This is a genomic window from Veillonella sp. 3891, from assembly GCF_003992315.1.
In the GTDB taxonomy this organism is placed as follows: domain Bacteria; phylum Bacillota; class Negativicutes; order Veillonellales; family Veillonellaceae; genus F0422.
In genome coordinates, this window is the sequence record NZ_RQVE01000010.1 from 14,297 (window position 1) to 27,775 (window position 13,479).

At 41.5% G+C, this 13,479-nt stretch carries 11 protein-coding genes; all 11 read left to right on the top strand.

Annotation, left to right across the window (positions count from 1 at the left end; translation table 11 throughout):
- The first annotated feature begins 5 nt into the window (after positions 1 to 5).
- A complete protein-coding gene (locus EO118_RS06145) occupies positions 6 to 2,420 on the top strand; it encodes a carbamoyltransferase HypF (protein WP_127069121.1) in 2,415 nt (804 codons plus the stop codon).
- A gap of 8 nt (positions 2,421 to 2,428) precedes the next feature.
- Positions 2,429 to 2,683, top strand: coding sequence for a HypC/HybG/HupF family hydrogenase formation chaperone (locus EO118_RS06150; RefSeq protein WP_126939224.1), 255 nt, complete (start codon positions 2,429 to 2,431; stop codon positions 2,681 to 2,683).
- A complete protein-coding gene (hypD, locus tag EO118_RS06155) occupies positions 2,640 to 3,758 on the top strand; it encodes a hydrogenase formation protein HypD (RefSeq protein WP_127069122.1) in 1,119 nt (372 codons plus the stop codon). The genes EO118_RS06150 and hypD overlap by 44 nt, the downstream gene beginning before the upstream one ends.
- Positions 3,759 to 4,766, top strand: coding sequence for a hydrogenase expression/formation protein HypE (gene hypE, locus EO118_RS06160; RefSeq protein ID WP_127069123.1), 1,008 nt, complete (start codon positions 3,759 to 3,761; stop codon positions 4,764 to 4,766).
- Positions 4,767 to 4,869: 103 nt separating this feature from the next.
- Entirely contained in the window at positions 4,870 to 5,316 is a 447-nt protein-coding gene (locus EO118_RS06165; protein WP_127069124.1) for a hypothetical protein, read from the top strand.
- Positions 5,317 to 5,373: 57 nt separating this feature from the next.
- Positions 5,374 to 6,453 (top strand): hypothetical protein, encoded by a 1,080-nt coding sequence (locus EO118_RS06170; protein ID WP_127069125.1) that lies wholly within the window; start codon positions 5,374 to 5,376, stop codon positions 6,451 to 6,453.
- Between the two features lie 9 nt (positions 6,454 to 6,462).
- Positions 6,463 to 8,022 carry an OstA-like domain protein gene (locus EO118_RS06175; protein ID WP_127069126.1) on the top strand — a complete coding sequence of 520 codons (1,560 nt, stop codon included), beginning with the start codon at positions 6,463 to 6,465 and terminating at the stop codon, positions 8,020 to 8,022.
- A gap of 14 nt (positions 8,023 to 8,036) precedes the next feature.
- Entirely contained in the window at positions 8,037 to 8,924 is an 888-nt protein-coding gene (galU, locus tag EO118_RS06180; RefSeq protein WP_127069127.1) for a UTP--glucose-1-phosphate uridylyltransferase GalU, read from the top strand.
- A 231-nt stretch (positions 8,925 to 9,155) separates the two neighbouring features.
- Positions 9,156 to 10,784, top strand: a complete 1,629-nt coding sequence (locus EO118_RS06185) for a phosphoenolpyruvate carboxykinase (ATP) (RefSeq protein ID WP_127069128.1) — start codon at positions 9,156 to 9,158, stop codon at positions 10,782 to 10,784.
- Positions 10,785 to 10,795: 11 nt separating this feature from the next.
- Positions 10,796 to 12,136, top strand: a complete 1,341-nt coding sequence (gene brnQ / locus EO118_RS06190; protein WP_127069129.1) for a branched-chain amino acid transport system II carrier protein — start codon at positions 10,796 to 10,798, stop codon at positions 12,134 to 12,136.
- Positions 12,137 to 12,479: 343 nt separating this feature from the next.
- Entirely contained in the window at positions 12,480 to 13,445 is a 966-nt protein-coding gene (locus EO118_RS06195) for an ABC transporter substrate-binding protein (protein WP_127069130.1), read from the top strand.
- Positions 13,446 to 13,479 lie beyond the last annotated feature (34 nt).

A 13,479-nucleotide genomic window follows, 5' to 3' on the forward strand; every position in this document is an offset into this window, starting at 1 on the left:
GTTCTATGAAGGCATACACCATACATGTAACGGGCATTGTACAGGGCATAGGATTCCGCCCCTTTGTGTCTAAACTAGCTCACGAATTAGGAATCGTGGGCACAGTGAGAAATGACACGAGCGGTGTGGAGATACACGTACAAGGTGTGGATGCAGATTGCCAACTGTTTGTAGAGCGATTGCAATCTGAGTTACCTATACATGGACGTATCGATACCTTACAAATGGAACCGACGGAATTACAGACTTTGGATGATTTTACCATCATCCTTTCTCATGGTGTGAAAGGACATGCCTTTATTGGGGCTGATATGGCGCCTTGCGAGGCGTGCTTGCAAGAGATACAAGACCCTGAAAATCGACGCTTTCACTATGGGTTTACGAATTGTACGAATTGCGGTCCTCGGTATACGATTATTGAAAGCACCCCTTACGACCGTGATACAACATCAATGAAAGTATTCCCTATGTGTGAAGACTGTCAGAAGGAATATGACGACCTAAGCGGTCGGAGATACCATGCAGAGCCCAATGCTTGCGAGCACTGTGGCCCTATGTTTACATTGAAAGGTACAGATGGTACGGTGTTTGCTAATGGACTGGATGCGATAGAGCAAGCCAAAGAGCATATACAAAATGGTTCCATCGTAGCACTAAAAGGCGTGGGCGGCTATCACTTGGTGTGTGATGCTCTACAAGAAACAGCAGTGCAAACCTTGCGACAGCGCAAAGGACGACCTCGAAAACCCTTAGCGGTCATGGCAGGGTCCTTGGAGACTGCCAAACAGTATGTATACATTTCTGAAAAGGAAGAAGAACTATTGTTGAGTCCTGCAAGGCCTATTGTATTGTTGCAAAAGATAAAAACGTATAATACGAATACTATACATTTAGAAACATGTGCCACTTCTGAGTGTGATACGGTTCTTAAAGAGATGACTGATGTAAATCAGAAAAAACATGTTTTTAATCAGGAATGTTGTAATGCATGTACTCAAAAGACGGCTATAGACGTGACGTCACAGATAGTGCCTGTAGCCCCTAGTGTAGCCCCTGGTATGGCAACATTAGGTATCCTTTTACCTTATGCACCGTATCATTACAGCTTGATACCCTCTGATGCTTTGTGGGTGATGACCAGTGCCAACCGCAGTGGTGATCCTGTGCTATATGATGATGCACAGGCAGCAGAAGAGCTACAGGGCATTGCAGATTATATATTGACGCACAATCGGGAGATTATTTCCCCAGTGGATGATTCGGTGGTGCAAGTGGTTCAGAATGAGCCGATTCTAATCCGCCGTAGCCGAGGATACGTTCCTTTGTCCATTCCTGTAGTACCATTAGAGAAGAGCTCTACCATGCTTGCCATGGGTGCCGATATGAAAGCTTCTTTCGGCATGAACCGTGGGTCTCATGCCATCCTTAGTCCCTATATGGGGGATATGGAACATGAGCGAGTGCAAGATTTATTGTGGACTACGACGAAGCGTTATGAAGACTTATTTCAATTACAGCCTACTCAAGTCATTGTGGATGCCCACCCGAATTATTATACCTCGCAGTGTGGTAGAATCTATGCAGAGAAGCATCAATTACCCGTCATGGAAGTGCAGCATCATCATGCCCATGTGGCAGCGGTACTGGCGGAGTATAACATTCAGGAACCAGTATTAGGGATCTGCTTTGATGGGACAGGATATGGCACAGATGGCACTTTATGGGGTGGTGAATTTTTATATTGCCACAAAGAACATATGGAACGGAGGGCACATTTGAGTTATGCCCCTTTGCCAGGTGGTGAAGTAGCCGTACGAGAACCGTGGCGCCAAGCATTATGGTATGTAAATCAGCTGTATCCAACAGGAGCGCCTACCGTGATAGAACAGTGGAAAGAATCACTGCCTAAAGGGTGGCAATTGTTAGAGAAAATGATGTCCCATATGCAGATGATACAGTCTTCTAGTAGTGGTCGTTTATTTGATACCGTCGCATCTTTGTTGGGGTTAGGTCATGTCCATCTCTATGATGCTCATCTTGCCATAGAGTTAGAGCAACTGGCGCTTTCAGAGAAGGGCACTATCCTAGACATGAAGATGGATGGAAGCGTATTAGATACAATGAGTTTAGTACGATCTGTGATAGAACAATTAAAAGATGGTGAAAGTGTAGCAAAAATCTCAGCGAACTTTCACAGAACTTTGATATATTATATAGGACAGATGGCGAAACGATGTTGTGAGGAACGACACATTTCGCATATTGTCTTGTGTGGAGGAGTATTCCAAAATCGCATTCTTCTAGAAGGAGTGATGCAAGAATTACAGGAATACACAGTCCACATGCCTACCCAAAGCCCGATGAATGATGGCGGTATCGCTTTAGGGCAATTATGGTTAGGAAGTTATATGAATAGATAGGAGATACTATGTGTTTAGCAGTACCAGCACAATTGGTGCATATTAATGAAACAATTGGTACCGTGGAATTAACAGGGGTGCAACGAGAGTGTAGTCTGTTATTGGTGCCAGAAGCAAAAATTGGAGATTGGTTATTAGTCCATGCGGGCTGTGCCGTACAAATTGTAGATGAGGAGGAAGCGCGTTTGACCCTTGAGGCATTCCGCGAATTAGAAGAACTTGAACAAGATTACTTTAACGGAAAAATCGAAAGTCGCAGCTAGTTTACTAGAGCGCATTCACGAATTACATAATCCAGAGGAAACTGTACGATTCATGGAAGTCTGTGGGACCCATACAGTGGCTATTTTTCGAGAAGGGATCCGTCAAATGTTGCCGAAAGGTATAGAATTGATCAGCGGTCCTGGATGCCCTGTGTGTGTGACAGACCAACAATATATGGATCAAGCCTTGGCGTATGCGGCTCGAGAGGATGTAGTCATCGCTACCTTTGGAGATATGCTGAAGATTCCTGGTACCACAGGTAATTTATGGCAGTCGAAAGAAAATGGGGCTCATATTGAAATTATTTATAGCCCCATGGAAGTACTTGGATTGAGTGAACAATATCCAGATAAAAAGATTATTTTCTTGGGTATCGGCTTTGAAACGACTATTGCTGTTATTGCAGCTACTATTCAGGCGGTGCATGCTAAGGGAGTAAAGAATGTATTTTTCTTAATTTCTCATAAACTGGTGCCTCCTGCATTACGAGCTCTATTAAGTAATCCAGATCATCAAATTGATGGATTCCTATTGCCAGGTCATGTAAGCGTTATCATTGGAGAACAGCCGTATCAGTTTTTGGCCGATAAATATCATATGCCAAGTTGTATTGCTGGCTTTGATGGTGTGGAAATTTTAGCAGCTATTGTCAATCTCTTAGAACAACGTAAAGAAAAGAAATTTTATGTAGGAAATACGTATCGGTCCGTAGTGGCGAAAACGGGAAATTCCGTAGCACAACAATTAATGGATACCTTGTACGAACCGTCTGATGATGGTTGGCGTGGTATTGGTGTACTGCCCGCATCGGGTTTAAAATTGCGCGGAGAATGGTCTGCCTATGATGCGTTGGTGCAACTACCTTTAGAAACATTTACAACTAGTGATGGACCGAAAGGCTGCCAATGTGGCTCTGTCATTCAGGGGATGATTCATCCTGATGCATGTCCTTTATTTGGTAAACTTTGTACGCCAGAGCATCCAGTAGGAGCTTGTATGGTATCGGTAGAAGGCAGTTGTTCAGCTTGGTATAAATATGGTTTTTCCAGTGGTGGAATGACCTGGGAGGAATAAATGGAACGTATTCGCTTAGTCCACGGTAATGGCGGTAAATTTAGCCATGAATTGGTGGACCAATATATTGTGAAATATTTTTCGAATCCAATATTAAATGAATTACATGATGGCGCTGTATTTCCTGTTACAACGGGACGTATGGCTATGAGTACAGACTCCTATGTAGTGACACCGCATATTTTCCCTGGTGGCAACATTGGGAAATTAGCTGTATGCGGTACGATAAATGATTTAGCCATGATGGGCGCAGTGCCTCAGTATTTGTCTTGTGGACTTATCTTAGAAGAAGGATTGCCTATTTCTACCTTAGAAACCGTGCTACAAACCATGTCAGATATGGCACAACTTTCAGGAGTGTCCATTGTCACAGGGGATACGAAAGTAGTAGAAAAAGGTTCCGTTGACGGCATCTACATCAATACTGCTGGCGTAGGTATCGTACCGGACTATGTACAGTTAGGTACGTCTTATATTGAAAGTGGTATGAAAGTCATCATTTCAGGCACTTTGGGTGACCATGCGATTGCTGTCATGGGAACTCGGTATGGATTAGATCTGCCTGATACGATACAAACAGATTGTGCGCCTTTACATAAAATGGCTCATAAGTTGCTAGAAACCTTTGGCAAAGATATTGCCTTCTTTAGAGATCCTACTCGTGGTGGATTAGCGACGACGCTCCAAGAGATTGCCAACTCCGCACAAAAAGGGATTCGCCTACAAGAATCTGCTATTCCTGTTCGTGAGGAAGTGCAAGCCGTATGCCAAGTGCTAGGGTACGATCCATTGTATTTGGCAAATGAAGGGAAGATGATTGTCATTGTACGCGCTGATGTGGCAGATGAGGTAGTGCAGATGATGCGAACTTTCACAGAAGGTCGTGATGCGGTTATCATTGGCGATGTGGTGAATGGCAATGCCGGCAAAGTAGGATTACAAACGGCAGTAGGTGGGATTCGCCTCTTGGATATGCTGGGAGAGGATCAAGTGCCACGAATTTGCTAGAAAATTGTAATATTTCATGAAAAAATCATACATATCCCGTATACTTTGTATAGAATAAAAATGTATTTTTTGATACAATGGAAAGGAAAAGGAGGATATTACGATGAAAAAACAAATCGTAGCTGCTATGGTAGCATTCTCAGTAGCCACTGTAGGTGTTGTTGGCGTTCAACAAGCACAGGCATTTAATTTAGGAAGCTTAGTAGGAGGCGTATTAAAAGTAGGGGGCGTGGGCTTTCTAGTGGATAAGTACGGTGACTCCATCAATAATTTCTTGAATAATTTATTAAAGCAAAATAATTTGAGTACTACGTACTCAACAAAAGTAGTTCCTATTGTAAGTCTAGGTAAAGGCGGCCATATTGGTGCGGCGCAGGTAACAGGCCCTAGTAGTGAAGTGGAACGTGTTGAGGCGGTAGCGCAAATAGAGGCTAGTTTTAATTCCGTAGCTCGCGTAAAAGGACTAGTACCGATTGATAGCACAAACCCAACGACTGCTAATCGCATTCAAGGGGTCGGTGTATCGGCAATTATAGATTTGAAGATTTAATGGATTAGCACGGGCTTGCCCGTGCTATCTATGTGTTAGTAGAGATGAGGAGATACTATGAAACGTTCTGCTGTATTGGGAGCCGTATTCGCTCTTTTAACAACAAGTGTATGGGCTGCACCAGACACTGTTTTAGAAAAAACAGAAGCCTTAGAAAGTACTGTATATGGTAAAGTGCAAGTAGGGGCCTTAACAGATCGAGTGCATCAATTGCAAGATACTATTTTGGGAGCCAAACAACAAGGCAGTATTACTGGTCAAGTGGAATCTTTGTACAAATCTGTAGAAGGGCAAGGTACAAAGGTAACGTTACATCAGGAAGTGAATGCTTTGGAATGGATGTATTTCGATGAAGTTCATAGTGGATCTCTTGTAGAGCGCATTGGGGAAATGGAACGCAGTGTGAATGGGCTAGAAACAAAAGGCTCCTTACAAAGTCGTGTACAAAAACTAAAACAATCTATTTTTGGCACACAAGTAGCGTTAAAAACTAAGACTGGCACAATTGGAGCAGATCAAGTATTTACTCTAGAGTTGACAGAACCTGTGACATCTCAAAAAAATGTAAAAGATGATGTGGTACATGTCAAAGTAGCCGAAGATGTAATGGATGGAGAAACTTTGTTGATTCCTAAAGGTACGGTAGGAACTGGGCATATTACAGAAATTACAAAAGCTCGTTCCTTTGGTCGTAATGCCAAATTGAACATTGTATTTGATCAATTACAAGGTATTGATGGCACAATTTTCACAGCTATCCAAGGGGAAGAAGCAAAAGCGAAAACAAAAGGCGAATTAAAAGCGGCTGGTGCCTCTGTAGCGGGAGCTGTGTTATTGGGGCCAGTGGGCTTAGTAGGTGGTTTCTTTGTAAAAGGTAAATCCATTGATTTACCAGCAGGAACGCTTGTATATGTACAACCGGAATCTTCTGTTACTATTTCTGGTATAGAAATACATGGTGTGGATACCGGCATAGCTCCTAAAGCTCCAGTAGAGCCAGTGGCGGCGCCAAAAGCAGCAGAGCCAGTTGCTACACAAGCGCCAGTTGTAAAAGCAAAAGCAGAACCAGTGCAAGTAGTACCAGATGATACATTAACAGAAAAACCTGTTATTATTGTAAAACGCGAGCAAAACTAGGAGATGGGCATGAAAAGATATTCTGTAACAGCCGCTGCTATTTTGACGGCATTGGCGTGTACACAAAGCCATGCACAAACAGTAGATACGACAGCTCCAGTATTTGAAGCGGAGCCCCAAGTAGCTACGGTTCAGTATGTGCAAACTCCTATGGGTTCCACTGTATCTACGGATACAAAGTATGTACCAAATCTGCAAGTGAAGCCAGTAGCTCCTAAAGAAAAACAAGAGGTACAAAAGCCAGCTGTGCCAGTTCGTATTGATGCAGATAAAATGTATTATAATGATACCACTGGTCGTGTATGGGCTAATGGCTCCGTAGAAGTTGAACGTGGCAATCAACAACTATTGTCGCAAAACATAGAAGGTAATGCGAAGACACAACAGTATGAAAGTACATCAGATTATCGCTTTTTAGAAGATAAAGGGGACACAAAAGACCTAAAAGGTTCTCATATTACCTACAATGCGACTACTGGTGAAGCGCATACAAAGGACGTATTTGGCTATGCGGATCCATATTGGGTGAAAGCAGAAGTAGGGGACTTTGATGGTAAAACTGGGCGTATTGAAAAAGGTTGGTTAACCACAAAGCATGCCATTGCTTTCAAAGGGGCACCGGATTATCGTGTAGAAGGGGATTATATAGAAGTATTTCCTGGAGATAAAGCCGTTATCCATAACGCCAGCTTTTATATTAAAAATAAACGAATCATTTCTGTTAAAAAATATACGGTATCTTTGCGTCAAGATAAACAAGGTCAAGTGAGTGTATTTTCCTTTGTGCCAAGACCAAAATATAATTCCTCTGATGGATTGAGTTTAAATGGTAAAATTGACTATCCTGTATCTAAGCGTGGAGAATTATTCTTGCATTATACATGGGGAACCAATATTGGTTTTAAACCATCCTTTGGATATGTGCATTTCTTGCCTTGGGGTGAAGCAAAGGTCGCGTACAGCCGTGAATCTGCTACACTAAATGCGAAAAAAGTATGGGTTGAGAAGAAGCCAGAAGTATCGCTTCATACACATGCCTATCATGTAGGGGGCACACCGTTCACCATTCGTGGCGGTGCTAGTTATGGTAAATGGTATGAGGGCAATATCAAAGGAACTCATGCAAAATACTTTGGAGAAGTTTCACATGATCCAATCCATGTAGGTAAGCATACCCATGTTACCTTCTATGGAGGCTACCAACGAGATTACTATGGATATAATTCCACGGTTCGCTCCATGCCATACTGGGGCGTTGGAGCTAATACAGATGTGGGACCACGAGTGAAAGTTTGGACAGGGTATCGTCAAAGTAATGTATCTGCCTTAGTAGATTCTCCATATCCATTTGACCAAATTGATGTGAAGTACAACTTGTATTATGGATTGAGTGTGCAAGCTACACGATTGGACCGTTTCAGCGTGCAATTCCAAAAAGACTTGCAAAATCATGTATTGCGCTATGTGGATGTGACGTGGCATCGAGACTTACATTCCTTTGAAGGCTCTTTGACATATCGCACGAAACAAAAGAAATGGGAATATACATTGGTAGCGAAAGATTTTTAATCTAAGGGGACGCCATGAAAAAAGTTAGAAAAGCAGTCATTCCAGCGGCAGGCTTTGGGACGCGCTTTTTGCCAGCCACTAAAGCACAACCAAAAGAGATGTTGCCTATTGTGGATACACCAACTATACAATATATTGTGCAAGAGGCCATCGATTCTGGTATTGAGGATATTTTGATTATTACAGGGCGCAATAAGCGTGCTATTGAAGATCATTTTGATACTAGTGTGGAGTTGGAGCAACTATTGCAACAACAAGGCAAACAACAACATCTAGAGATGGTACGAAACTTGGCGAATATTAAAGTTCATTACATTCGTCAGAAAACAGCCCGTGGCTTAGGTGATGCGATTTACTGTGCGAAGTCTTTCATAGGGGATGAGCCATTTGCTGTTCTCTTGGGAGATGATGTGGTGTATAATCCACAAAGTCCATGTTTAAAGCAGTTGATTGATTGTCATTACGCCCATGATGGAGTGACAATTTTAGGTACTCAATTTGTAGATCCCGAAAAAGTTAGCTCTTATGGTATTGTGTCAGGACATGAAATTGAACCGAATGTGTACGAAGTAGCTGGGCTAGTGGAAAAACCACCACTTGAATATGCTCCATCGAATTTGGCCGTATTGGGTCGTTATATTTTGACTCCAGACATATTTGACGAGTTAGAAAAAACGCCTCAAGGAGCGGGCAATGAAATTCAGCTGACTGATGCTATTGCTAGACTTTCATCAAAAATTCTAGCCTATTCCTATGAAGGGGTACGTTATGATATAGGTGATCGATTAGGCTATTTAAAAGCTACTGTAGAATATGGATTACGCAATCCGCAGTTGGCAGAGGCTTTCAAAACCTATTTACAAGAACTAGACATCGATTCTGTTATGAATCATAAAGCCTAGTTGCAGATATATAAGTAACGGATGTTATGAGGTGCATGCCTCGTGACATCCGTTTTTGCATATCTACTCACTGCATAGTAAGAATACATTGTGATACATATCACAGATACTTGTATTTACTAAGGCTAATACCGTGTATATGATGGGGCTCATATTGTGAAATACTTAATTAAATGTTAGAATATAAGAGAATATACATAAGTATAATAAGTTACAACGAATGAGGAAACTATGGCAACAAGATTAAAATGGAAACAGTCCGAAATTAAAGAAAACCCGCTTTTTTCTAAATTGAGAAGTACGATAGAAACAGCGTTTTATGGAAATAATGTAACACCTGTTAAATCCATTGCACAGGCCTATGAGTTAGCAGCTAAGGAACCTGGTGTCATTGTATTAGATATGCCAATCTACCGTGCGGAAGAGCAAGGTTTACCACAAGATGCAAAAGTATTAGTTACTAATAATGGTAAAACTACAGGTCGCTATGCAAAAGCACGTCGTATCATCGGTGATGAAGGTATTAACGAAGTAGAATTATGTGATATTGCTCGTGAAGCTGTGTATGATAGCCGTCATAAAGAGTGGATTTCTGCGCAAGCTATTGTAGGCTTGGATGAAGCTTTCACCGCTCGTGCACATTTAATGATTCCTAAAGAACATGCTTCTATCTTGTACTCCTGGGCTATCAACTTCCAATTTTTCAATGAGGAAGTAAAGGCTTTTTACAGAGAGAGTAAGGAAATTCCTGAAGGGGATATTTTTATCTATTCTGATCCAGATTATGTGGTAGAAGGATACCCTGGAGGACTAGCTATTTTTGACCCTGCTCATAACTGCGCTATGATTTTAGGTATGCGCTATTTTGGGGAACATAAAAAAGGCACTCTTACATTAGGATGGTCCTTGGCAAATCGTTATGGTTATGTGGCATGCCATGGTGGTATGAAACGATATAACTTACAAGATGGTTCTTCCTATACGATTGGCGTATTTGGGTTATCGGGCTCGGGTAAATCTACCTTAACCCATGAACAACATGATGGACGCTATGATATTTCTGTGTTACATGATGATGCGTATATCATTCATACAGAAGATTTATCCTCTATTGCTTTAGAACCCACATATTTTGATAAAATGCAAGACTATCCGGTGGAACATCCTGCCAATAAATATCTATTAACATTGCAAAATGTTGGGGTCACCTTAGATGAAGATGGCAATAAAGTTGTTTTAGCAGAAGATGTGCGTAATAACAATGGTCGTGCTATTAAATCGCAATTCTGGACAGACAATCGTGTGAACTTTGTGAAAGACCCAGTAAATGCTATCGTGTGGTTGATGAAAGATAAAACGTTGCCACCGATTTTAAAAATTGACGATCCAATTTTGGCGGCTACTATGGGTGCTACGCTAGCAACACGTCGTTCTACAGCGGAAAAATTAGATGACAATGTAGATCCTAACGCATTGGTTATTGAACCTTATGCAAATCCATTCCGGACCTATTCCTTGCGTACCGATTATGAAAGCTACAAAAAATTATTCACTCAATCTGGTGTAGATTGCTATATTATGAATACAGGTTTCTTCTTGGATAAGAAAATTCCAAAGGAAGTCACATTAGGCTTGTTAGAGGGCTTAGTGGAAGGTAGCCTTAATTTTGAACCATTCTATAAATATGAAAACTTAGAATATGTAAAAGTAGAAGGTTTTGAACCAGATTTTACAGTTCGTGAGTATCATCATATTCTTCATAAAGCATTTGAGTTCCGTTATGATTACATTGAAAACTTAAAAGGAACAAAAGATGAGTTGCCTGACGAAGTATTAGATGTGTTAAAAATCATTATGTAGGGGGACTAACAATGAAGCAAACATTATCTTGGGGTTCCGTAGCCTTTATTGGAACTATGCTGTTCGGCATGTTCTTTGGGGCAGGTAACTTAATTTTCCCAGTTCACTTGGGGCAAGAAGCAGGTCAAGCCTTATGGCCAGCTATTATAGGTTTTTTAGTAACAGCTATCGGGCTACCATTCTTGGGTATTGTTGCTATGGGCGTGTCTCGTAGTAATGGCTTACAAGATTTAGTGAGTCGCGTACATCCAATGTACGGAAAAATCTTTACCTTATTATTGTACATTACCATTGGTCCTGCATTTGCCATCCCAAGAACGAGCACAGTATCCTATACTATTGGATTTGAACCATTTCTTGGTGGTGTCAATCCAGATCTTGCATTAGGTGTATTCTCTGCAGTGTTCTTTATCATTGCTATTTTGTTCTCTTTGAACCCAGGCAAGTTGATGACCTACATCGGCAAGGTATTAACACCATTATTCTTAGTATTTCTAAGTATTTTATTGATCACTGTAATGGTTATGCCAATGGGCGATTACACATCAGTGGCGCCACAAGGGGAATATGCGACTCATCCGTTCTTTAAAGGTTTCACTGAAGGTTACAACACGTTAGATGTATTGGCATCCTTAGCATTTGGTATTATTGTCATCCGTGCTCTACAAGGAGTAGGAGTGACAGAACCTAAGGATATTGCTATGGGGCTTGTGAAAGCTGGACTTATTGCGTGCTCCATTATGGCTGTTATCTACGGTTTCTTAGCCTACAGTGGTGCTACTAGTGTAACCACATTAGGCCTTGCGAAAAATGGTGGTATCACCATGGCGCAAATGAATGCGTTCTATTTCGGCAACATAGGGGCAGTGTTATTGGCGATTATCGTTACCTTAGCATGCTTAAAAACATGCGTAGGCTTAATCGGTGCTTGTGGTGAAACATTTGATGAAATGTTCCCGAATACATTGGGCTATCGTGGCTATGCATACTTAACAACAGCAGTGGGTTTCTTAATTGCTAATGTGGGATTAACAAAAATTATCGAACTCGCCATCCCTGTATTGATGTTCTTGTACCCATTGTCCATTACGATCATTTTGTTATCTTTTGCAGCACCAATCTTCAAAGGAAGACAAGCGGTATATGCTTGGACAACAGCTTTTGCTTTATGGGCGGCACTAGGCGATGCTATGGCAACGGCGCCAGCATTTATCAATCAATCTGGATTTGTCCAATGGGCATTACCATATTACGGAATGCTTCCATTTGCCTCTATCGGCATGGGCTGGATTGTGCCATCCATTATCGGTTTCGTTGTGGGTATGGTGCATATCGGTATTGTGCGAAAATAATAGTATATGCTTGTACATACACTAGTTGATATGTTTAGTGTCGCGGTGTAAGTATCTTGTAAGACAAATTAATAGTGTAATATAGATAAACGACTAGGTTGTAAGGATCTAGTCGTTTTGTCTATCTTGACAAGTATGTTTCGATGTTCATTATTATAAACATGGGCATTAATTTTCCGGGCCTTAAATATATTTTACATAAAAATATTGGATTCTATAGAAATTTCAAATTATATATTTTCTATTACTTTCACATGTGGTATAATCTCTATATCTTTCCCATAGAAAGACTGTAGGAGGTAGCGCGAGGCTACCAATGTAGTATAGTAGAAAGGAGATTTTTATGTGGAAAAAAGGACTGGCCCTGTTGGTGGTCTGTCTGGTGGGGTTCTCGGTATGGCATGAATCTTCACTAGAAGCACCAGGAGGAGGCAAGATGTACCGAGTAGGTATCTTGCAATTAGCGGAGCATCCCGCATTAGATGCAGCAAACAAAGGTTTCGTAGATGGATTACGTGAAGAGGGATTTGTAGACAATGTGATTCTTGATCACCAAAATGCGCAGGGAGATCAATCTAATCTAAATACCATTGCCCAACGATTTGTGGCACGTAATTCCGATTTAGTGGTGGCCATTGCGACCCCAGCAGTACAGGCTATGGCGAATGCGACGAAGGACATTCCTGTATTAGGCACTGCGGTGACGAGCTTTACTACAGCACGACTTGTGGATAGTGATGAACATCCAGGTGGTAATGTGTCGGGCACCACGGACATGGTACCTATGGAAAAACGGGTCGAACTAGTACATCAATTATTGCCGAATGCGAAAAAAATCGGCACCATCTATTCATCTAGTGAAGTGAATTCACAATTACAAGCAGAGAGTTTTAGAAAAGAAGCGCAGAAATACGGTATGGAATTAGTGGAAATTACCGTATCCAATGTGAATGATGTACCGCAAGCAGCGAATCAACTAGCTATTATGGGTATTGATGCAGTGTACTTTCCAACAGATAATATCATAGCTTCATCCTATGCGAACATCGTCACTATTTTTAGTAGCGCTAACTTACCAGTGTTTCCCTCTGATGAGACATGGTTAAAAACAGGTGGATTAGCAGCCTATTCTGTAGACTTTTATAGATTAGGGGTTCAAACTGGACATATGGCGGCTCGTGTACTTCGCGGTGAAAGTACGCCGGATAGTATGCCAATCGAGATGCAAGAGCCTATTAAATTTGTATTCAATCAAGATGAAGCAGATCGCTTGCATATTCAGATTCCAGAGTCATTGCGACAACAGTAGTATAGTAGTGGGGGTAACCCCGAGTAGGAGGATC